Origin of the sequence: Kordia periserrulae (assembly GCF_003054265.1) — a bacterium.
In the GTDB taxonomy this organism is placed as follows: domain Bacteria; phylum Bacteroidota; class Bacteroidia; order Flavobacteriales; family Flavobacteriaceae; genus Kordia; species Kordia periserrulae.
Genome location: NZ_QBKT01000006.1, coordinates 173,540 through 194,821, shown reverse-complemented (window position 1 = coordinate 194,821; position 21,282 = coordinate 173,540). Strand labels below are relative to the sequence as shown.

Here is a 21,282-nt window from a genome sequence, read left to right as displayed (position 1 = left end):
TTTTTTGAAAATGAATCGTAAATTTAACAATTAAAATAGTATAAAATAGCATCTAAAGTTAAACAATGCAAAAGGAAGAAAAAAAGTAATCGATTCAACATAAAAATAGTTGCAAAAACACCTTTAAAATCGCTTTGATGATTTAATAGTTGAAATTTCGCTTCACATTTTCTTAATAAAACCTTAATAAACACGCATTTTTGTCGTGGTTTTGTTAATTTGCAAGCTAAACCCAACGTATATATGAAGCTCTATCCCATTGAAGCTGGAAACTTTAAATTAGACGGCGGCGCTATGTTTGGCGTAGTTCCAAAATCGTTATGGCAACGTACCAATCCTGCAGACGCATATAACATGATTGATATTGCAGCGCGTTGTTTGTTGATTGAAGATGGCAATCGGCTAATTTTGATTGATACGGGCATGGGAAACAAGCAAAGTGATAAGTTTTACGGTTATTATCATCTTTGGGGCGACCATTCTATTGAAAAATCGCTTAAAAAATACGGTTTTCATAAAGATGATATTACCGATGTGTTTATGACGCATTTGCATTTTGACCACTGTGGTGGAAGCATTCAATGGAATAAAGACCGAACAGGATACGAACCTGCATTTAAAAACGCTCGGTTTTGGAGTAATGAAAACCATTGGCAATGGGCAACCATTCCAAACCGACGTGAAAAAGCTTCTTTCTTAAAAGAAAATATCATTCCGATGCAGGAAAGCGGTCACCTCAACTTCATTGCACAACCTGAAGTGGATATTTTGGAAAATTCAGCGCTCGGTTTTGATGTGTTTTTTGCGAACGGTCATACCGAAAAGCAAATGATTCCGATGATTCACTACCAAGGAAAAACCATTTGTTTTATGGCAGATTTATTGCCTACGGCGGGCCATTTGCCGCTTCCATTTGTCATGGGATATGATACTAGACCTCTGCTTACTTTAGATGAAAAAGAAAAGTTTCTAAACATGGCAGCCGATCAGAATTTTTATCTCTTCATGGAACACGATGCGCACAACGAAATTATTACTGTAAAACACACAGAAAAAGGAGTGCGACTCAACGAAGTTTTTACGTGTAACGATATACTTTAAATAGAATTTACTCATAATTAAATAGCATAATGAAAATACTAAAACCCTCAATTTTTGCTGTATCATTGCTTGCGTTGGCAAGTTGTACCTCTACAGCTCCTATTTTATCAACTCCCATTGAAAATATTGACGCAACGCCACTAAAAGAGCGTGCGCTTACTGATGAAGAACTCAAATCGTGGGGACATAAAGATTTGGTAACAGACACTATTCCTGGAATGAGTGTGGACAAAGCGTATGCGGAAATCATCAAAGGAAAAAAAGGAAAAAAAGTAATAGTAGCCGTTCTAGACTCTGGAATTGATATTGATCATGAAGATTTAGATGCTGTCATTTGGACCAATTCAAAAGAAATTCCTAACAACGGAAAAGACGATGATAACAACGGATATGTAGACGATATACACGGCTGGAACTTTTTAGGCGATTCGTACAATGAAAACATGGAAAAAACACGAATCGTAAAAAAAGGACCAAGTCATCCAAAGTATGCGGAAGCAAAAGCTGAAATGGAGGAAGAGTATGCAGAAAAAAAGCAGCTCAAAGTACGAATAGAGCAGATTTTACAAAAAGCAGAAGAATCGCATGAGGCACTTACAAAATACTTTAAGAAAAGTGATTACACTAAAAAAGAAATAAATTCTATCAGCAATCCGAGCGAAGAATTGAAACCATATATCGGCGCTGCGAAATACTTTTTAAGCATCAACCCAGCAAATAATACAATGGAAGAAGTGATTGCTGAACTTAAAGATTATGTTCAAAATGCCATTACAGATTATTTAAACTATTATCTAAATCCTGATTTTGACGGTCGTGCTGTGGTAGGAGACAATCCGTATGACATAACAGATACCAATTATGGAAATGCAAATGTAAAGCATTCGGTAAAGTCAGAATCGCACGGAACACACGTTGCAGGAATCATTGCTGCAGAGCGTAACAACGGAATCGGAATGAATGGTGTTGCCAATAACGTAGAAATTATGGCGGTTCGTATGGTGCCAAATGGTGATGAATATGACAAAGATGTGGCTTTAGGGATTCGTTATGCAGTTGATAACGGCGCGCGAATTATCAATACAAGTTTTGGTAAATATTTTTCTCAAAACAGCGAATGGATTCGTGATGCCATCGCTTACGCGGGAAAAAACAATGTACTCATTGTCAATGCAGCAGGAAATGAAAATACAAACTTGGATGAAAAAGAGGTATTTCCAAACGACCAAACACCGAAAGGAAGTGAAGTTTCAGACACCTTTTTAACAGTTGGTGCATTAACGAATGAATACGGTTCGCAAATGGTTGCTGCATATTCAAATTATGGACAAAATAACGTTGACGTTTTCGCACCAGGATCTAGTATTTACTCTACATTCCCAGAAAACGAATACGAATCCATTGGAGGAACTTCTATGGCAGCACCAAATGTTTCAGGAATTGCAGCCTTAATCATGTCGCAATATCCAAAACTAACCGCTGCACAAGTAAAAAAGATTATTATGCAATCTGGGCTTTCTATTAACAGAGATGTAATTGTTGACCAATCAAAAGACGCGATGCCGTTTTCTAAATCATCTAAAACTGGGAAAATAGCAAATGCATACAATGCGCTTATTTTAGCGGATAAAGTCAGTAGAGGAAAAGTTCAGCTGTAAAACTCATAAAACTTAAAAAATACATGAAATTAGTAACTAAATTAAGTATGCTGTTTGTGTTGGCTGCTTTTGCATGCAAACCACAACAGGAAACTATTGCTAAAAATAACAATGTTGCTTCTCATCAAACTTCATCTACTTATTGGCAACAAAAAGTCAATTATGACATGAGTATTGATATGAATGTCAACAACTATCAATATACAGGAACGCAAAAGTTGGTCTATACGAACAACTCTCCTGATGTGTTAGACAAAGTATATTATCATTTGTATTTCAATGCGTTTCAGCCTGGAAGTGAAATGGATGTACGCTCACGAACGATTGCCGATCCTGATAGACGTGTGGGTGATCGTATTAGTAAATTATCTGATAGTGAAATTGGCTATTTACGTGTAAATTCGCTTACGCAAGATGGAAAACAGCTTTCGTACACTACTGAAGGAACTATTTTAGAAGTAACCTTAGCAAAACCTATCATGCCTGGCGCTTCGACTACTTTTGATATGAATTTTAACGGACAAGTTCCTGTACAAATTCGCCGTTCAGGTAGAAACAACAGTGAAGGCGTTGCCTTATCGATGACGCAATGGTATCCAAAAATGGCAGAATACGATTTTGAAGGTTGGCACACGCCGCCATACATTGGAAGAGAGTTTCACGGTGTTTGGGGCGATTTTGATGTAAAAATTACCATTGATAAAAACTATATTTTGGGCGGAACAGGGTATTTGCAAAATCCAAACGAAATTGGGTATGGTTATGAAACGGGAACGGTAAAAAGACCTGCTGGCGAGAAGCTTACCTGGCATTTTAAAGCGCCAAACGTGCACGATTTTACATGGGCAGCTGATCCTGATTATGTACACGATACCTACAAAGGACCGAATGATGTTACTTTGCATTTCTTATACAAAAACGATCCTGAAATTAAAGACAATTGGAAAAAATTACAGGAAAAAACAGCAGAAATGATGGTGTATTTTAATAAATACATCGGGGCATATCCATATAAGCAATATTCGGTAATCCAAGGTGGTGATGGCGGAATGGAATATGCCATGTGTACCTTAATTACTGGAAAACGAAGTTTTGGAAGTTTGGTAGGTGTTACGGCTCACGAATTAGCACACACATGGTTTCAATTTTTGTTAGCAACCAACGAATCCAAACACGAATGGATGGACGAAGGATTTACAAGTTATATTTCCAATCGATGCATGAATCAAATTATGGGCATGAATCGTGAAAACCCTCACAAAGGCTCGTATATTTCATATTATCGTTTGGTAGAATCAGGAAAAGAGCAGCCGCTTACCACGCATGCCGATCGATACGAATACAATAGAGCGTATGGTGTTTCGGCATATAGTAAAGGTGCTATTTTCTTAGCACAATTGGAATATGTAATTGGAAAAGATAATCTAGAAAAAACACTTAGAAAGTACTTTGACGATTTCAAATTCAAGCATCCAACGCCAAATGACATTAAAAGAACTGCTGAAAAAGTTTCTGGAATTCATTTAGATTGGTATTTAACAGATTGGGGACAAACCACCAATACGATTGATTACGGTGTAAAAGAAATCAACGGAAGTAATGTTGTGTTAGAACGAATTGGTTTAATGCCAATGCCTATAGATATTACGGTAAATTATGCCGATGGTTCTAGTGAAGAATTTTACATTCCGTTACGCATGATGCGCGGTGAAAAACCAACCACCGCAACCATAAAACCAGATTGGGCTTGGGCATATCCGACATATACGCTACAAACTAGTAAAACCATAAAAAGTGTAGAAATTGATCCGTCAGAATTGATGGCTGATGTCAATAGAGAAAACAATGTGGCACAGCAATAGTGTCAACAATTTATAAAAACAGAAAAAGCGAGATTATTAGTTAATCTCGCTTTTTTTATTCCTGTAAGTTCTTTTTTAGCAATTATCGCAACTTTGATAGGGTTCACAACTCATGCCTTCCCAAGAAACTATTGGAGAAGTTGGTTTTGTCGTCCAGCCACCTTTTAAATTTTCATTTTCAAGACTAGAAATAGCTACTTTTTGTAGCTTTAATGTTTTAAAATTCTTTTTTTTCATAATATATAAGGTTAAATTCTTTCTTAAAATTAAGAAAAAGCTTATAATTTAACTTATGGTTTTACCATAAATTAAATGATTTAGCAGCTACTTAACCCTATTTATAGTTTGAATTTTTAGTTTTTCTGTTGAAGAGCATTTTCTAGTAGCACAATCTTACTTTCCAAATCATGCAATCTATCATATACATCTACAGGTTCTGGCATTTGTTTGGATGCGAACATGGTTACATACCAAACTTCCATCACTTCTTCTGCATTGATGGTATAGGTTGGATAGTTCCCATCTTTATTATCGGACTTTAAGATAAGCTTTCCGCGCTCTTCTATTCGATTAATGACACGTTTTAGTACAATTCCATCATTTCGGCTCACAATAACATATACACGACCATCTTTGATATCGCTTAAATCTTCCACATATTTACCAAATACCAAATCGCCATCAAAAAATGTGCGTACCATGGAATTTCCTTGTACTTCAAAACAGCGATAGGTTCCATTGGTTAAATGCGGCATGCTAAACGATGGCAATGTTTCAATATAGTCTGCATCGCCATATCCGTCTAAATACCCTGCACGTGCTTTGATAGGAACATACACTACGTTTTCTTCTCCTTCTTGATTTACCGCAACTACTTGTGGAATTCCAGCATATGTTTGAAGTTCTGTGTTGTTCGATTTAAACATTTGAGAACTTTTACCAAATAAATAATCTGGATTGATGTCAAACTCGTTGATAATGCTTGTCAGTAAATCATAGCCTGGCTTTGTTCTTTTTCTAGAACCATCAGGTTGTGGCCTACCGTTGGTAATACTGTCAATAGTAGTACTTGTAACGCCAATTCGTTTGGAAAAAGAATTATTGTTGAGTCGAAAATGATCTATGATTTCCTTTATTTTTTCATGTATTCCTTCCATATATAGCTACGATTTTTAAACATTTTACAAATTATTTCTGTTTTATGTTTGAATTAATCTGTAATTTGTTTATATTTGTCCTGTAATTTGTTGCTAATATACGAATTTTTATTGAAAATCAAACATTTGTGAAGATAAATATCGTTTTTATTCTTCATAAATACATAAAAAGCGATACAATATAGACTGACGGTTACGTATTTGAATGCTGCAATTCACATACGATTTTAAAAAAAGTAGAATAAAATAACATCATATAATAAGTACCATGAAACGAAGTAAAGAGCTATTAGACAAAAGAAAAAAATTCATTCACAACTATGTAGAAGACAATTCTGCAAAACAAATGAAAGTCATCATCAACGAATTGGTGGATAGACTGTTCATTTCAGAAAAGACGATATACAATATTTTAAAACAATAGTTAGCTAGTCACTCAACACGTATTAACATATGTATATCTGGAAAGCTCCTGCAAAAGCAAGAGCTTTCCATTTCAAAAAACACAAACATATCCTGCAGTGAATACGCTTATTGTAGTATGAAAAAGTTCTTAGGGTTAGTTATTCATATTCATCACTACACTACGTATTCAAAAAATCCCTTCGCGTAAGGGATTTTTTTTAGCTGAAATTTCATTTAAAAAATTAAAATAGCAAATCATGAAAAAAACAATTCAAGAATTAAAATCCTATTTTGAAACTGGCAACAAGCCTAAAGAAGTGCAATATATAGACTTATTAGACAGTTTAGCCATGCCAATGGTTGGAGAAATTAAAACGGTGAGTTTTGCTACTATTCCTAGTGGTTGGGCTGCCTGTAATGGGCAATTATTAAATATTGCTGAACACAGCGTATTGTTCAACTTGATAGGAACTACTTATGGCGGTGACGGTACTAGTACGTTTGCATTGCCAAATTTGCAAGGAAAAACCATGATTCATAATGATTCAACGTACACTCTCGGTCAAGCTGGTGGTACAACGGAAAACACGCTTACAGAGAGTCAATTACCAGCACATAATCATGATGTCGGTAGTTTGGCAGCATCGCATAATTTAACGGGAACTGTAAAGGTTAATGAAGAAGATGGTGAGTCAGGGGATCCTCAAAATAAAAATTTTGGAGTTTTTACAGGTTCTATACCCGATTACATATACAATCCATACGTTAACGATAAATTAATGGCAGCCGACAACGTTCAAATTGATGGAAATGTTACACTATCAGGAGCAACAGCCAATACAGGAAGCGCAACACCTATTAATAATATGCAACCATATCTTGTAGTGAATACTATCATTGCTTTGGAAGGAATTGATCCTTTAGCAAGTTAAATTTACCTGTAAAATAACGTATTCAAACAAAAAGCAGAAAAATTAAAAATAATTTTGTAATATGTTTGTTTTATATTGTAATATGTTTTATATTTGAACTCGCTTTTCTAATGAACAGTACATCATTTTGTACGATTCGTATATTAAAATACACTGTTGAGAAGAATCTTAAAAGTATGCAAAGCCTTATTCTGGTTAAGAAAAATATAAAAAGAAAGTTGCATCTAATCTAAGTTTTTTATTCTCAAATTAAATTCCAACATTTTCATGAATATATAAACCACGCACTGATTGTTCAGTAGCGAAGGCAATACTTTTTACTCTCTTTTAAAACGATAAAAATGGAGAAGTATCGCCAAATATTAAAAAAAATTGAAACTATGAGCTTAATTCAAAAGGCGTTATCTCAATACGGAGTTACGGAAGTTGATGGTAAGGCAGATAATCCCCAAATTATACGATATTTTGAAATTTTAGGATTTGATGGTAGCAAACTACATGATGAAACTGCTTGGTGTAGTGCATTTGCGAATTGGGTTGCTAAAACGGAAAATTATACATATAGCGGAAAATTAAACGCTAGAAGTTGGTTGAATGTTGGTGAATCGACCGCATCGCCCAAACAAGGAGATATTGTTGTCCTATGGCGCGATTCTCCTAGTAGTTGGAAAGGTCATGTCGGTTTTTTTGTAAAGCAAACAAAGCGATATGTGTACATTTTAGGAGGCAATCAAAATAATAGAGTTTCTATCAAAGCCTATCCTAAAAACAGGGTATTAGACTATAGGAAACTAGAAAAAGATGGAAAAGTTTAAACCATACCTATTTTGGTTGTTTGCCTTAATTGCTCCTACTATTTCTGTGATGTTAACTGTTGCTTTTTTAATTGCTGTTCACTTCATCACAGAGTCGTATGCGGGTATTAAGAAAAAAATTCCAATTTCAGGTGAACGTATCGGAAATACGATTTCGAAATTTTTCATTTATAATTTAGTGGTATTGTCTGCTTTTTTATTAGAAAAATACATTGTAAATGAAGTTCCGTTTATGCGCATTATTGCTGGATTTATAGCAATTGCTGAAATTAAATCCATTATGGAAAATTTTAACGCTATTTATGGTATTGATCCGTTTAAGGCTTTGGTGAATTTAATCAAAAAAAGGTCTTTTAACGATTTAAAAGAAACCATAGATCATCTTGTTAATGATTCCGAAAACGATCAAAAAAAACAGAAAAAATGAAACAAACATTAGACACATTAAAATCTTATTTTGAAACTGGTGACAAACCAACGCAAGGACAGTATGAAAATCTGCTAGATAGCTTGGTGCATGTTAATCTATTTCCTGTACCAGTTCATACAGCAGAAGCAACATCAACCTATTCAAATTCAGCTGTGTATCATGCAACTTCACCTTTCATTGATAGACCTTTGCAAAAAGAAGCTGCCACCAATTATCTTTGGTTAAGTGAATCAGGGCAAACAACAAATCAACGTTTGTGTATTTACTTTAAAAACCCATGTAGCATTACTAGATTTACCTATATTAACGCAGGACAAAATGCTCTTCCAAAAGGAGGTATTAAAACCTGTAGAATGTATGGTATGACTGAAAAAATGATGTATACTACCACACATGGAACCATTGTTCCAGAAATGACAGATGTATTATTTAGTGGAGATTTAGAACAATATACCGAAAGCCAGTTTGATAACGGCGGTGTAAGTGTCGAAATTCCTAAAACACCTGTAATTTATGGAATCATATTAGATATGGACGATAAACACAGTGGAGAAGCATACATTGGTTTAAAATCAATGTATTTCTACCAATAATTTTCACCCAATATTGTAGAATAATTACAGAGCCTTTGTTATAAGCAAAGGCTCTTTTTTACCTGTAAAAATCATGAAAAAAATACATTTATCAACCGATCGAATATTACTAATTATGATAGCACTTTTGCTTTGGTATAGTACATTGCTGAAAGCCTGCGAAAGTGATAATGAAGTAACCCTTGAACCGCAAATAAGTATGGTTCAAGAAAATGCCTTACAACTACATATACATCGTAAAGGAATTAGGAGAAGAAGAAAATAGTTATATAATTACTTCAAATTGAAAACAATAACAAAATTATTAGCAGAATTAATACGAATGTTAAAAATTCAAACACAAAAGGTTTTCTTTTAAATTTTTCCAAGGTATTGAGCGTTTCTTCTGATTCTTTCTCCTTCAAGCATTCATTCACATGCTCTACAAAAGGCAAGTCCTTTTCATTGAAAAAATACTCTGTAAACTTTGAATCGGGAATGTCTCTTTTTACAAAATCAATTTGTTGTTGTTTCAATGCATTGTCAAAAAAAATTTCCGCCTCGTCATTGGTGAATAATTTAAAATACCGTTCTAAGTTTACTTTTTTCATCTGCGGTCAATCTCTTATAAAGATACAAATTACAATCTTATTTTCTATTTTTACCGAGATTCAATACATATACATGAACTATCGTTTTCCGAAAGAAGAAAAATTGAAAAGTAAAAAGTGCGTGGAACTTCTTTTTAGCGAAGGAGCAGCCGTAACAAAATTTCCGTTGCGACTTGTTTTTATTGCAACCGATTTGCCAAAAAATGTTCCCGTACAAGCTGGTGTTTCTGTGGCTAAAAGACGTTTTAAAAAAGCCGTAACGCGCAATCATATCAAAAGATTGATGCGAGAAGCCTACCGTTTGCACAAAAATGAGGTTTTTAACAGAATATCAACATCCTATGCTTTTATGTTTTTGTATATTGGAAAACAAGAACCTACATTTGAAGAAATAGATGCTTCAATGACTCGATTGTTGGAAAAATTTATTGAAAAAATTGATGCAACAAACACGCTTGAAAACTAGTTATACAAAAAGAAGCTTGCGAACTATTAATGAAGTAAAAAGATGAAAAAACTGTTAAAAAAACGAATTATTATTCCTGTATTGGCAATCATGATTTTATTTGGTGCGGTCGGATTTAAAAGTGATTTCTTTGAAATTGCCAAGCAAATTGAAATTTTCACGACCATGTTTAAACAATTAAACATGAATTATGTTGACGAAACCAATCCAGCAGAATTGATGGATGATGCCATTAAAGAAATGCTGAACGATTTAGATCCGTACACAAAATTCTACAACGAACAAGATGTAGAAGCTGCCAAAATCAGAAACGCAGGTGAATACTCAGGAATTGGTGCTTCTGTCCGTAGAAATAACAATAAAATCACCATTATTGAGCCTTATAAAGGATATCCAGCAGACAAAGCGGGGTTGAAAGCTGGCGATGAAATCATTAAAATTGACGATATCGTTGTTGCCAATTTTAAAGAAGATACAGGCGAATTGTTAAAAGGTGCTGCCAATAGCAAAATAAATATCGTGTACAAACGTCAAGGAAAAGAATACGAAACGGAATTGACACGAAGCAAAGTAGAAGTTGACGCGGTTCCTTTTTATAAAATGATTGATGATAAAACGGGTTATATTGTCTTAGCAAAATTCAATAAAAAAGCAAGCGCGCAAACCAAAGATGCTTTAGAGCGTTTGAAAGAAGACGGCGCTGAACGCATTGTACTCGATTTACGCGGAAATCCTGGCGGATTGTTACGAGAATCTATTGATATTGTCAACTTATTTGTGCCAAAAGGCGAAGTAATCGTTACTACAAAATCGAAAGTAAAAAAATACAACAGAACGTATAAAACAAGAAAACAACCTGTAGATACAGAAATTCCGTTGGTTGTTTTAGTGAATGGAAAAAGTGCTTCTGCTAGCGAAATTGTTTCTGGAGCCTTGCAAGATTTAGATAGAGCTGTTGTTATTGGCGCGCGCAGTTTTGGAAAAGGCTTGGTACAACAACCCAAAAAACTGACCTACGGAACACAGTTAAAAGTCACTATTTCCAGATATTATACACCTTCCGGGCGTTGTATTCAAGCGTTGGATTATTGGAATAGAGACGAAAATGGAAATGCTGTTCGCACGAGCGAGAAAGATTATAATGCGTTTAAAACGAAAAAAGGAAGAACGGTGTATGATGGCGGCGGAATCAACCCTGATATTGTAATTGCGTCTCAAAAAACAAGTGATTTTACACGTGCCTTAGTTGGAAACTTAGCTGTTTTTGATTACGCAACCGAATACTACAACAAAAATTCATTTGCTACAATGAACGATTTCTCTGCAGATGCGATTGATTACGAAGCGTTCAAAGAAAGTATGGAAGCTTCTAGCATGGATTTTTACGAAACCAATACTGAAAGAGAACTCAAAAAAATCATGAGTACCAAAGAAGCAACTGATTTCGGCAACGAGGTTTCGAAAGAATACAAAGAACTATTGAAATCTATCCAACAAAGCAAATTAGACGCTTTAGACACGTATAAAGAGCAAATTGAAGTAGAACTTCAAAACGAAATTTTAAAGCGTTATTTCTATCGAGAAGGCTTGTACGAATATCAACTTACGCATGACGAAGCTATCAAAAAAGCAACGGAAGTATTAGCAAACAAAAGTGAATACAATCGTATTTTGAACTAGAAAAACTTATCGAATCATAGCAATGTGCGGAATTCCATCTTCAAGGTATTCGGTTCCTATTTGTGTAAATCCGTGCGCGTTGTAAAACTTTCGCAAATAGGTTTGTGCCGAAATTTTAATGGCTTCTGTGTGATAATATGTTTTAATTGCTGCAATAGAGGCTTTCATAATTTCGTGTCCGTAGCCAAACGCACGTGCCTCTTTTGAAACCACTACTCTACCAATACTAGCGTTCTCAAAATAATCGCCAGCCTCAAACAGGCGCGTGTAGGCAACAATCTTTCCATTTTCATCACTCCCGATAACGTGCAGTGCTTTTCTATCTTTCCCATCCATATCTTGATACACACAATCTTGTTCTACCACAAAAACTTCGCTTCGCAGTTGCAGTACATCATACAATTCGTCAATAGTCAAGGTTTCAAAAGGTTTTACAGTGATTGTTAGCATAAAAATAGTATAAAATAGAAACTACGGGAACATTTTACATAAAATATTGTAAAATGATTTTAATATATTGTAATATGTTATATATTTGCGTTATTATTTTAGCACAAAGCTACAAAGTAAAGCAATAATGGCTAAAAATACGAGTCTTTTTTATTTTGTCTAAAAAATTCAAACATTTGATTGAATTACAGGTAGTACAAAAATTAGTTTTTAATCGTACAAAAATGGAGCACTGTCATTAGAAAAGCGGCAACAGTTTATGCAAACATATTTAAACGATTAAAATTAAAAAGATGAAACAAAACATCAAGAATACCTTGTACAGATTCGTCACCATGCGCGCTCCAGAACTTATTGGAGAGACTGATAAAGCATTAGGATTTGTACAATTTCCAACAAGTGAAACGAGTGAATTTATTACTCCTGCCACACAAGCAGCGACACCAGAAGCTAGAAAAACAGCCATTGAAACTGCTATTACTGGCTACACGCCTGTATATGCTTCAAAAGCTGCTTTAAAAACTGCAAATTCACACTTTTTTGAACTAGCAACTTGGCTTACTGCCAATAGATCAAAATTTACGGTTACTGAGCTTACCGCTAAAGTAGACGATTTCAATCAAACAGGAGCTGCAATTCCTAATATGGTAGAAATTTGGGATGATTTACATTACAACATTCTTACTTCGGGTGATTCGTATCTAAGAGATGTACTCCTATCCTATTTAGTAGCAAAATTCTTTCTTGATAATCAATTAAAAGTTGATGCCACAGCAAAAGATTTACAAAAACTAGCGCAAGCTAGAGTTGTGATTGACAAAATATTATTCAGTTATGAAGTTTCGCCTACGCAACCAAGAACGCCAAAAGTAGCAGAAAAGCATTTCAAAAAAGAAATGAATGCGCTTACAGCAAAGCAAAACGTAACGGAACTAGAAGCTATTGCAAAAGAAATCGCCAAAGCTAAAAAAATATATACCACAGAAAGAGCTAGAGCCAAAGCTGCTTATCAAAAAACGCATGACGATGCTGTTGAAGCCGCTTATGCAGCAGCTACTTTAACAGAAAGAGTCGTTACCGACCCTGATACGGGAGAAACTTCTGTCGTAAAAGAATATACGAATTTGACGCTTCCAGAGTATGATTTTTCATTTGAAAATGAATTAGATAAAAGTACGTTAACCACTAGAATAAGTGCACCTGCGTTACAAGTTTTAACAGATATTGAAGCAGCCAATAATGTAACAACATTACAAGAAATTGAAGATATCATTGCTATTGATATTCAATCAAATACTGATGAGTTGTTTGACAATATCGATTTAACGTCTTCAGAAGTAGTACTACCTGGTGGTGTTTCTGTTCCTGTAAACAGTAATGCTACGATTGCTCCTTTCTCATATAGCTTATGTCCTAGAAGAAAAATTGGTAGTACTTTATATAACTTTCTACTTACCATCAATGTTCCTACTAATTCGTATGATGTAGTTGATGTAAATGTTGATGTCAGCTTACAAGGAACGTTTAGAGACTTTACCGAATTCAACATGGAATCGAAAGTTGCTTTGGTATTATGTTCTGATGGTATTGATCTTACAAATCCCGTTGATGTTGATATCCTTATTGAATTTTCCAACGGAGAAATATATGAAACAAGCGTAGGAGGATTGACACTAAAATGTTATTTGGGTGAATTAACTCCAAGTGTAACTGCACCTGCTTCAACAGAAGCGCCTGTAGTGTACGGAATTCAACGTTTGGGAATTGCCGACTATCGCAAAGTAGAACAAGAAGTATGTTGTTATGTGCCAGGAGAAGTTTCACACATTGAAAACATCATGGCGCGTGAATACAAATCAAAAGATGTAAGACGCACACGTCGCCAAGAAACTACAGACACTTTTTCGAGCGAAACTGAAAGAGAAAATCTTACCGAAACAACGTCTACAGATCGTTTTGAAATGAATCAAGAAATTGCTTCTATGACAGCGCAAGATCGCTCAATGAATGCAAGTGCAGGGATTCGCTGGGGAGGAGAAAATTGGGGAGGAGATGCAAGCGCAAGTTTTGCTACAAATACTTCTTCCGAAGAATCCGAAAGTCAAGCCATTACACATGCTAAAGAACTCACAGAAAGAGCTTTAGACAGAGTGGTTCAAAAAGTACGTGAAGAACGTGTTACCAAAATTGTAGAAGAATACTCTGAAACTACTTCGCATGGTTTTGATAACCGAACTGGAGACAAACACGTGTCTGGTGTGTATCGCTGGGTTGATAAAATTTACGAAAATAAAATCCTCAACTACGGCAAGCGTTTGATGTATGAATTTATGATTCCAGAACCTGCTGCTTTCCACGAATTAGCCATAGAAATTACGGATAATGAAGACCTATTGGTAAAACCTGTAGATCCAAGAACCGAAGCAGCAGCTTTGCAACAAATGAAAGATTATACAGACATTACCAAAGCAAATTCAAAACATTGGGCAGCAATATATAATGCTGAAATTAACCCAATGCCAGCTGAAACTGTATACGTTTCCAAATCGTATAGTGAAAGTAACATGACTGAAAATTCTGGAAGATGGGCACACTCTGGACATGAAAGTGTAGAAATTCCTGAAAATTACTATGCATCCAAGTATAGCGGATTTTTTACTGCAGAGCACGGGCATCGTGAAGATAATGGTCCAACGTATATGCGAGGTGCTATTAGTATTGGTGGAGACGATCACTCCATGAATGCAAATCAAGGAAGTGCTATTAGTATTGACGGTGATTTTCCAAATGAAAATATTATCAATTCCTTAGATTTTTCTGTAGCTTCTTGGGATATGGGAGCGTATGCTTTCAACCTTAAGGTAGAATGCAAATTACTTCCTGAAGCCTACGAAGCATGGCAGTTAGAAACTTTTAATGCTATTATTGAAGCCTACGAAGCACGTTTGGCAGCGTATGAAGAAAAATATGCTGCACAAAAAACGAAAAACGAAGAAAAAATCAAGATCAATCCTGGATTCTTCCGCGAAGTTGAACGTACAGTGTTGCGTAAAAACTGTATCGCCTACTTATTAGGTCATGAAAATATGGGACTTGATTTGTTACAAAACAGACTTACTGCATCTGAAGTCGTTCCTAAATATTCCAGTCCAGCATTAGACGAGTACGCTGCTAAAGTAAAATTCTTTGAACAAGCGTTTGAATGGAATATTATGAGCTACTATTTCTATCCGTTCTATTGGGCTAAAAAAGATAAATGGACAAAACTATATCAAGTGCGAAATGACGATCCGTTATTCAAAGCCTTTTTACAAAGTGGAATGGCACGTGTTATCCTCACCGTTCGTCCAGGATTTGAAGAAGCTGTGAACTGGTATATGGCGACAGGACAAATTTGGAATGGTGGACAAGTACCAACACCAAGCGATGAAGAATTTGTATCGATTGTGGAAGAATTGCGCAATCCTGAAGGCGTAGTGGAAGAAACGTGGGAATCACGTGTACCAACTTCGTTAACGGTTATTCAAGCGGGTGCTATCGGACTCAATGTAGAAGGATTACCATGCAATGACGAATGCGACGATTGGTTACGATTTGATACTGACGGAAATCCTGTAGTAGACGAAAATGGAAACCAAATCTCAGACAATCCAATTGTACAAAGCGATGAGCTCATAGGCGGCACACAAAGTGGCGTTGGAAGCGACGTAGTAGGAGAAACTACGGTACAATAACAAACAATTAATCACAGATTTTAATGAAAAAGTCGTCCCGAATTCGGTTCGGGACTGCTTTTATCATGTCAAAATTTGACAAAAATCGAAGTATAAAATTTTAAAAAATAAAAATTATGTATGTATACGAGTATGGAGTATCAAATTTTACCAAAACATATAAGCCTTTTAATCATGTAACTGTATTTAATGATATTTATGATGTACAGGATGTAGATGAAAATAATATTACGGGATATGGTTTTTATATAAAAGTTGCCCTAGATCCTGATGATGAAAGTGTTGCTAGAGCTATAGTAGACGAAAAAAGTGGCGGTCATATAGTTTTTCGTGCTAGAGTTTTTGAAGAATATCTAAAACATATAAATCCATATTACGAAGTTGGTTACAGAATAGTTCATGATACTGGTATTAATTATGGTCCTAATCAACAACTAGATGCCCAAGAGCTTGGAGAAGTTAAAATTGTATCCTATAATGGAGAATATTATGCTTTTATTGATGTTAATAAAGGACTTGAGGAAGTAATTATAACCTATAATAAAGAGTCAAATCCTGTTCAAGCCAAACCACAAAATAATATTGTTAAAAGACTTAAAGCTGCTCCTCGATTCAGAGAACTAGAAGAAGATTTAGCTAGAGAAAATATTTCGGTAATTTTAATGATTTCAGATGATGGTGCTAAAATTGAAAATACTTTTCAAAATACAAAAACCTTATTACCTAACGAATTAGTAATATATGTTGAAAATGATAATGGATTTAATTTTACAGGATCTGTTTTTAGAGTTCGATCTGGAAATGCTGTCACCAAAGATTCCAAACTTCCATTCAATGTAATTGCTAAATTATGCAGATTTTTTGATGTTAATATTTCCAAAAATAAAATAGTGGAGTTTTTGACAGATCATGTGACTACTAAAAATGAAGAAGTAGGCTATTTCAGTAGAGCTGGCTTAAAACTTATAAAATTAGCTTCTGAATTTGCATTAGACTCTGTTGCAGGACTTTTTGATTTAACAACTCAAGGAATAAATTATCTAAGAATTGAAAATCCCAATTACTGGAAAAGATATGATGAAAACGGTAACATAAATAACGAGTACAAACCTTTATTACCTGGCTACGAATATATCAAAATATTACAGGCAATGTTTGATGAACCACCTAAAACAAAAGAAGAGAAGAAAACTAAAAAAGAGACTGAAAAACAATTAAATAAAAATATTTCTGGAGAATCTCTTTCTTCTATTGGAGGTGACATAGAAAAATCAGAAAAGGAACTTCGATCTAGTATCGACGGACTTGGAATTTCTTCTCTTATCAATTTTGTAAAACAAAAACTTCAAGGTGTTTTTAGATTTTTAAGTGAAGTCAAAAGCATTATTAAAAAAGTCATTAAATATATACTTGATGCACTTGAAAAGGGATTTATATATTGTAATGCGTTCATTGTTGGCTTATATAATAGTTTAATTGATACTGTAACAGGAATACTACAATTAATTAGTATGATATGTAAAGGTGTAAAATCTCTAGTTAATACTGGTGCTGAGGTACTCAAAAATCCTACTACGTATTTTAGTATGTTTTTAGAAATGTTTGAAAATGGTATCGAAACTGTTGCAAAATTATTCTCATGGAAAAATGTAAAAGCGTTTGTTGGATTTATAGTTCAATTGGTAAAATTTTATCTTTTTCCAACTAGAGAAAACAGTAAATTTCTTGATGATATTACTGAGAAAGTGAAAAATAAATATAACCAAGCAAAAGAAAAAATTTCTGAAATTAATACAAATGTTAGCCTCACTTATGATCAACTTGGATATGGTGTAGGATACATAATCGGTTTTATAGTTTCAGAGGTTGCGTTTACAATAGCTACGGGAGGTGCAAGCACAGTTTCAACAGCATTAAGAGTATCTGCTAAAGGATATTTATCAATTATTAAAGGAGCTGGTAAAATTGCTACAACTGCTGTTAGAGGTGTTTACAAAACTATTAAATTTTCATTTCGCTCAGTTATCAACTTTATGAGATATCTAAGAAGTTTAGTTGTCAAAATACCTCAATTGCTTAAAAAAATGGTGAATTGGTTTAATGAAATGTCAGCAGTTGTAAGTAAGAATGTTGATGATGTATTCAAAAACCTATTCCCGTCAAAAACAGCTAGAGATAGAATTACTAAAGCTGGTTTAAAACCTACAAAAGTAAGTGCTAACGGAGATGCTATAACTTTCTGTCCTGTAAAATAACATATTATGAGAAAGCTAATAAAATTTCTCATGTATCCATGGGAAAGAAAAAGAAAAAAGAAAGAAGAACTACGAAAATTACTTCGAATTGCAGGATTAAAATTAATCACTAGGAGAAATACCTCCATCACATTAGGTTGTATAATATCTATAAATGATGGTAAAGGAACCAAAAGTATCGTTAGTGAAGCGGATAACAGTATTGTATATGATAAAGGATTATCTGCTGATGAAGCTGCTAAAAAAATGGCTAAATATAATAAGGAAGCTGCTAAAAAATATCCAAAATTATCTACTGAGGAAGCCTTAGCTAAATATATGGATGTATTTATAAGAAATAATTTTGAAACTATAAAAAAACTTTACATACAAAGGAGAAAGATATTCCGTTCTAAAGGAGAAAAAGCAATAATGGCTTTGTGGTTAAAAAAAGTAAAAAGTGTTTTTCTTAATAAAGCAGATTTAATCAAATTGTTAACTAAACATTTAGATGAATTTCCAGCTCTAATAAAAGGATATAATCAAGCCCAGTTTAAAACTACCATAAAACTGCAAAGTAAACTAATTGAAAAAATAGATGAATTTTCAATGTCTGGAGCGTATGATGAATTTTTTAAAAAGAGATTTGGAAATCCACCTGATTGGAAATTACCTAAAAATACTATTGATGTATTTACTGATTATGATGATTTTGTTAAATTCGTAAAAGATGCATTAGATTTTGAAGGTATACCCAGAGTTTTTGATAGTGAAATAAAATATATCTATAATTTTCTTAAAAATCATTTACATAAAGGGGATGAATTTATTATTGAAATGAAGAATATTTACAAAACTTGTGGTAGTTGTACTAGAGAGTTTATGATGCTAGAAGACCTGTTATCTAGTCTTGGAAAAAAAGTAACTTTTATTATCCATACTGATGAAAGAATTAAAGGGTTTTCACAAATTACTGAAGTATATTCTGATATAAAAGAAACAATAAAAAAATACAATAAGTTGTATAATAAGACAAAAAAGAAATAAGTTATGGAAATATTATATATGCAAAAATTAAAAGATAATATAGTTCTCAATAAAGTAAGAATAGAAGGAATATCAACTGAAGCTATATTAGATTTAGAAACAAAGTATAATAACTCAAATCCTTTTCCTAAAGCCTTTAGAGAATATTTGTATCTAGCAGGAAAAATTTCAGGAACTGGTATAGTATGGAATGATTGGGAAATGCTTCAAGAAGACTTACAAGAATTTTTTGAAACTTTTAATTATTCTATTGGAAGACCTATTTTTCCTTTCAATAAGAGAGATGGAGGAAGTATTTTTTCATTTTTTTATTTAGATGAAGATAAAGATGATCCCGATTGTTATCATTTAATGTCCGGAGATTATGTAGGAGAAAAATCTCCTGTAATAAGAAGTTCTAATAATTATACTTTTTCAGGACTAATAAACGAAGCTATTCGAAGAATAAAAAATAATATTCCATTTTAAAGTAATATTAAAAAAACACCGCCAACCTTATCAAAAGCTAGCGGTGTTTTTTTAATATCTAAAAGTCCAACAATCTAAGAAGTCTAACTACACGCTATCTTCTCCACTCTACGTTGGTGTCGTCCGCCTTCGAATTCCGTGGTTAAAAAGGTATCTACCATGGCAATGGCTTGTGGTAACGAAGTAAATCGTGCGGGAATGCTTAAAATATTGGCATCATTGTGTTGCCTGGCAAGTGCTACAATCTCTTTGGTCCAGCAAAGCGCTGCACGCACATTTTGATGTTTATTCGCAGTCATAGCAGCGCCGTTTCCACTTCCGCAGATGATAATTCCAAACGGAACTTTTTCAGTTTCGACATCTAAGGCAACTGGATGAATAAAATCTGGATAATCAACGCTATCATTCGTGTTGGTTCCGTAATTTTGAACAGCATAGCCTTTCGATTCCAAATATGCGACAATGGCATTCTTATAATCGGTTCCTGCGTGATCGTTTCCGATGGCAATAGTTTTCATAAATAATTGTGTTGTGTTTGTGGAAAACAAAGGTATGAATCGACTTTTAAACATCCGAAAAAAGTCACTGTTAATTATAATTTACAATTCCTTAATTTTGAGTTGATTATAAAGTAATACACATTGTTGATATTTAGTGATTAGAAACTAAGAAGAAAATTTTGTGGATTCAGAATAATTTTCAATATGCACAAATTTTAAAACTTCACAATTTATTTAGCACTTCTTTTTAGAAAACTTTTCAAGAGTCGTTTTCTTGATTGTTAACAATTTTTTAAGACAATTTTATCAAAAAAAAGCTGTGAATTTTAGTTGTTAATAGCTGTTGATAACCTAGCTAATAAATCATAAAATGAACGACTTAACTTTTTCATAAGTTGTTCATCAAATTCAATAAAAAACAATTCCAACAAAAAGATAAAAAAGTTTTGCTACCTATTCACACGCTATTATAATCATCATTATTTTTTAGAATTTTTAAAAGAAAAGAAATCTGTATATAATTAATGTTTATAACATTTTTGTGGTATCTCTTTTTAGATTGAATTTTTGCTGTGTTTTTAAATAGTGTCACTTTCGTGAGAAACAAAACGTGAAACTGAGCAGTTCTTTTACTTTAGAAGAAGCCGTTACTTAGAATGAATTTGCTGCTCATTGAGCTTGTCGAAATGAAGCAAATTTGTATCGAGAAGTACTGTTAAACGAAAAAGAATGTCACTACTAATAGCTCAATTCTAAGAAAACCTAAACAATCCGAAGATGCGATTGCTTGCCATAAAACTCATCTAAAACCTCTTTGGTAAGTGCTACGTCGTTTTTATGGACTTTTAAGGAAATACCACCAATAGCATTCGAATAAAACGGGAAAACGCTTAACATCATATCGTTTTCAAACACATAATGGATGCCTTTCTGATCTAAAATAATACGCAAAATGGCATACTCAAACGAATAGGTAAATGTAGCTACAGTGACAAAATTAGTCATACAACGATAAATAAAATTCTAAGTCAACTACTTTGGGATAAACTAACAAAACATTCAATAGAAACTATTAAAACATTTAGACGCAAGCGTCAGAGCATTACAAATCTCGATGATCGAGTATTTAAAAATAAGAAAACTAGTTTAAAAAATACATG

The 21,282-nt window shown here is 33.9% G+C and carries 21 protein-coding genes; 15 read left to right on the top strand and 6 right to left on the bottom strand.

What is annotated here, in order from left to right; genetic code table 11:
- The first annotated feature begins 243 nt into the window (after positions 1-243).
- From C8N46_RS13615 to C8N46_RS13605, 3 genes are read left to right on the top strand one after another with little or no spacing between them, the layout of a single operon-like run.
- Positions 244-1,101 carry an MBL fold metallo-hydrolase gene (locus C8N46_RS13615; protein ID WP_108115458.1) on the top strand — a complete coding sequence of 286 codons (858 nt, stop codon included), beginning with the start codon at positions 244-246 and terminating at the stop codon, positions 1,099-1,101.
- 29 nt (positions 1,102-1,130) lie between these two features.
- Positions 1,131-2,759, top strand: coding sequence for a S8 family peptidase (locus tag C8N46_RS13610; protein WP_108115457.1), 1,629 nt, complete (start codon positions 1,131-1,133; stop codon positions 2,757-2,759).
- A 23-nt stretch (positions 2,760-2,782) separates the two neighbouring features.
- Positions 2,783-4,621, top strand: coding sequence for a M1 family metallopeptidase (locus tag C8N46_RS13605; RefSeq protein WP_108115456.1), 1,839 nt, complete (start codon positions 2,783-2,785; stop codon positions 4,619-4,621).
- A gap of 75 nt (positions 4,622-4,696) precedes the next feature.
- On the opposite strand, the gene C8N46_RS20515 is transcribed toward C8N46_RS13605, so the two are convergent.
- Positions 4,697-4,858, bottom strand: coding sequence for a hypothetical protein (locus C8N46_RS20515; protein ID WP_158269151.1), 162 nt, complete (start codon positions 4,856-4,858; stop codon positions 4,697-4,699).
- A 116-nt stretch (positions 4,859-4,974) separates the two neighbouring features.
- Positions 4,975-5,778, bottom strand: a complete 804-nt coding sequence (locus tag C8N46_RS13600; RefSeq protein ID WP_108115455.1) for a S24 family peptidase — start codon at positions 5,776-5,778, stop codon at positions 4,975-4,977.
- Positions 5,779-6,046: 268 nt separating this feature from the next.
- Here C8N46_RS13600 and C8N46_RS20510 point away from each other — a divergent pair, with 268 nt between their 5' ends.
- The 6 genes from C8N46_RS20510 (at position 6,047) to C8N46_RS13575 (ending at position 9,218) form a co-directional block, all read left to right on the top strand.
- Complete coding sequence (locus tag C8N46_RS20510) at positions 6,047-6,202, top strand: hypothetical protein (RefSeq protein WP_158269150.1); 156 nt, start codon at positions 6,047-6,049, stop codon at positions 6,200-6,202.
- Positions 6,203-6,440: 238 nt separating this feature from the next.
- Positions 6,441-7,115, top strand: coding sequence for a phage tail protein (locus C8N46_RS13595; protein ID WP_245896859.1), 675 nt, complete (start codon positions 6,441-6,443; stop codon positions 7,113-7,115).
- 380 nt (positions 7,116-7,495) lie between these two features.
- The gene (locus C8N46_RS13590; RefSeq protein WP_108115615.1) at positions 7,496-7,930 is read left to right on the top strand and encodes a TIGR02594 family protein; all 435 of its coding nucleotides are present in this window, start codon (positions 7,496-7,498) and stop codon (positions 7,928-7,930) included.
- Positions 7,917-8,357 carry a phage holin family protein gene (locus C8N46_RS13585; RefSeq protein ID WP_108115454.1) on the top strand — a complete coding sequence of 147 codons (441 nt, stop codon included), beginning with the start codon at positions 7,917-7,919 and terminating at the stop codon, positions 8,355-8,357. Before C8N46_RS13590 ends, C8N46_RS13585 begins: the two co-directional genes overlap by 14 nt.
- Positions 8,354-8,953: a hypothetical protein gene (locus C8N46_RS13580; RefSeq protein ID WP_108115453.1), complete on the top strand. Its 600-nt coding sequence runs from the start codon at positions 8,354-8,356 to the stop codon at positions 8,951-8,953. Before C8N46_RS13585 ends, C8N46_RS13580 begins: the two co-directional genes overlap by 4 nt.
- A 73-nt stretch (positions 8,954-9,026) precedes the next feature.
- Positions 9,027-9,218, top strand: coding sequence for a hypothetical protein (locus tag C8N46_RS13575; protein WP_108115452.1), 192 nt, complete (start codon positions 9,027-9,029; stop codon positions 9,216-9,218).
- 13 nt (positions 9,219-9,231) lie between these two features.
- Here the strand turns inward: C8N46_RS13575 and C8N46_RS13570 are convergent, their stop codons facing one another.
- The gene (locus C8N46_RS13570; protein ID WP_108115451.1) at positions 9,232-9,543 is read right to left on the bottom strand and encodes a hypothetical protein; all 312 of its coding nucleotides are present in this window, start codon (positions 9,541-9,543) and stop codon (positions 9,232-9,234) included.
- A 73-nt stretch (positions 9,544-9,616) separates the two neighbouring features.
- On the opposite strand from C8N46_RS13570, the gene rnpA reads away from it, so the two are divergent.
- Both rnpA and C8N46_RS13560 read left to right on the top strand, forming a co-directional pair.
- Positions 9,617-10,009: a ribonuclease P protein component gene (rnpA, locus tag C8N46_RS13565; RefSeq protein ID WP_108115450.1), complete on the top strand. Its 393-nt coding sequence runs from the start codon at positions 9,617-9,619 to the stop codon at positions 10,007-10,009.
- 42 nt (positions 10,010-10,051) lie between these two features.
- The gene (locus tag C8N46_RS13560; protein WP_108115449.1) at positions 10,052-11,689 is read left to right on the top strand and encodes a S41 family peptidase; all 1,638 of its coding nucleotides are present in this window, start codon (positions 10,052-10,054) and stop codon (positions 11,687-11,689) included.
- 6 nt (positions 11,690-11,695) lie between these two features.
- Here C8N46_RS13560 and C8N46_RS13555 read toward each other — a convergent pair whose 3' ends face one another.
- A complete protein-coding gene (locus C8N46_RS13555; RefSeq protein WP_108115448.1) occupies positions 11,696-12,139 on the bottom strand; it encodes a GNAT family N-acetyltransferase in 444 nt (147 codons plus the stop codon).
- A gap of 293 nt (positions 12,140-12,432) precedes the next feature.
- Between C8N46_RS13555 and C8N46_RS20905 the strand changes: the two genes are divergently transcribed.
- The 4 genes from C8N46_RS20905 (at position 12,433) to C8N46_RS13535 (ending at position 19,622) form a co-directional block, all read left to right on the top strand.
- Entirely contained in the window at positions 12,433-15,873 is a 3,441-nt protein-coding gene (locus tag C8N46_RS20905; RefSeq protein ID WP_245896857.1) for a hypothetical protein, read from the top strand.
- A gap of 116 nt (positions 15,874-15,989) precedes the next feature.
- Positions 15,990-18,128: a phage tail protein gene (locus tag C8N46_RS13545; RefSeq protein WP_108115447.1), complete on the top strand. Its 2,139-nt coding sequence runs from the start codon at positions 15,990-15,992 to the stop codon at positions 18,126-18,128.
- A 6-nt stretch (positions 18,129-18,134) separates the two neighbouring features.
- Positions 18,135-19,154: a hypothetical protein gene (locus C8N46_RS13540; protein ID WP_108115446.1), complete on the top strand. Its 1,020-nt coding sequence runs from the start codon at positions 18,135-18,137 to the stop codon at positions 19,152-19,154.
- Positions 19,155-19,157: 3 nt separating this feature from the next.
- The gene (locus C8N46_RS13535; RefSeq protein ID WP_108115445.1) at positions 19,158-19,622 is read left to right on the top strand and encodes a hypothetical protein; all 465 of its coding nucleotides are present in this window, start codon (positions 19,158-19,160) and stop codon (positions 19,620-19,622) included.
- Between the two features lie 83 nt (positions 19,623-19,705).
- Here the strand turns inward: C8N46_RS13535 and rpiB are convergent, their stop codons facing one another.
- Both rpiB and C8N46_RS13525 read right to left on the bottom strand, forming a co-directional pair.
- The gene (rpiB, locus tag C8N46_RS13530) at positions 19,706-20,140 is read right to left on the bottom strand and encodes a ribose 5-phosphate isomerase B (protein WP_108115613.1); all 435 of its coding nucleotides are present in this window, start codon (positions 20,138-20,140) and stop codon (positions 19,706-19,708) included.
- A 744-nt stretch (positions 20,141-20,884) separates the two neighbouring features.
- On the bottom strand, positions 20,885-21,127 hold the full coding sequence (locus C8N46_RS13525; protein ID WP_108115444.1) for a hypothetical protein: 243 nt from the start codon (positions 21,125-21,127) through the stop codon (positions 20,885-20,887).
- Positions 21,128-21,282 lie beyond the last annotated feature (155 nt).

Excerpts from the sequence above, each read along its gene's own strand:
- C8N46_RS13615 (WP_108115458.1), top strand. The coding sequence starts at position 244 with ATGAAGCTCTATCCCATTGAAGCTGGAAACTTTAAATTAGACGGCGGC.
- C8N46_RS13610 (WP_108115457.1), top strand. The coding sequence starts at position 1,131 with ATGAAAATACTAAAACCCTCAATTTTTGCTGTATCATTGCTTGCGTTG.
- C8N46_RS13605 (WP_108115456.1), top strand. The coding sequence starts at position 2,783 with ATGAAATTAGTAACTAAATTAAGTATGCTGTTTGTGTTGGCTGCTTTT.
- C8N46_RS20515 (WP_158269151.1), bottom strand. The coding sequence starts at position 4,858 with ATGAAAAAAAAGAATTTTAAAACATTAAAGCTACAAAAAGTAGCTATT.
- C8N46_RS13600 (WP_108115455.1), bottom strand. The coding sequence starts at position 5,778 with ATGGAAGGAATACATGAAAAAATAAAGGAAATCATAGATCATTTTCGA.
- C8N46_RS20510 (WP_158269150.1), top strand. The coding sequence starts at position 6,047 with ATGAAACGAAGTAAAGAGCTATTAGACAAAAGAAAAAAATTCATTCAC.
- C8N46_RS13595 (WP_245896859.1), top strand. The coding sequence starts at position 6,441 with ATGAAAAAAACAATTCAAGAATTAAAATCCTATTTTGAAACTGGCAAC.
- C8N46_RS13590 (WP_108115615.1), top strand. The coding sequence starts at position 7,496 with ATGAGCTTAATTCAAAAGGCGTTATCTCAATACGGAGTTACGGAAGTT.
- C8N46_RS13585 (WP_108115454.1), top strand. The coding sequence starts at position 7,917 with ATGGAAAAGTTTAAACCATACCTATTTTGGTTGTTTGCCTTAATTGCT.
- C8N46_RS13580 (WP_108115453.1), top strand. The coding sequence starts at position 8,354 with ATGAAACAAACATTAGACACATTAAAATCTTATTTTGAAACTGGTGAC.
- C8N46_RS13575 (WP_108115452.1), top strand. The coding sequence starts at position 9,027 with ATGAAAAAAATACATTTATCAACCGATCGAATATTACTAATTATGATA.
- C8N46_RS13570 (WP_108115451.1), bottom strand. The coding sequence starts at position 9,543 with ATGAAAAAAGTAAACTTAGAACGGTATTTTAAATTATTCACCAATGAC.
- rnpA (WP_108115450.1), top strand. The coding sequence starts at position 9,617 with ATGAACTATCGTTTTCCGAAAGAAGAAAAATTGAAAAGTAAAAAGTGC.
- C8N46_RS13560 (WP_108115449.1), top strand. The coding sequence starts at position 10,052 with ATGAAAAAACTGTTAAAAAAACGAATTATTATTCCTGTATTGGCAATC.
- C8N46_RS13555 (WP_108115448.1), bottom strand. The coding sequence starts at position 12,139 with ATGCTAACAATCACTGTAAAACCTTTTGAAACCTTGACTATTGACGAA.
- C8N46_RS20905 (WP_245896857.1), top strand. The coding sequence starts at position 12,433 with ATGAAACAAAACATCAAGAATACCTTGTACAGATTCGTCACCATGCGC.
- C8N46_RS13545 (WP_108115447.1), top strand. The coding sequence starts at position 15,990 with ATGTATGTATACGAGTATGGAGTATCAAATTTTACCAAAACATATAAG.
- C8N46_RS13540 (WP_108115446.1), top strand. The coding sequence starts at position 18,135 with ATGAGAAAGCTAATAAAATTTCTCATGTATCCATGGGAAAGAAAAAGA.
- C8N46_RS13535 (WP_108115445.1), top strand. The coding sequence starts at position 19,158 with ATGGAAATATTATATATGCAAAAATTAAAAGATAATATAGTTCTCAAT.
- rpiB (WP_108115613.1), bottom strand. The coding sequence starts at position 20,140 with ATGAAAACTATTGCCATCGGAAACGATCACGCAGGAACCGATTATAAG.
- C8N46_RS13525 (WP_108115444.1), bottom strand. The coding sequence starts at position 21,127 with ATGACTAATTTTGTCACTGTAGCTACATTTACCTATTCGTTTGAGTAT.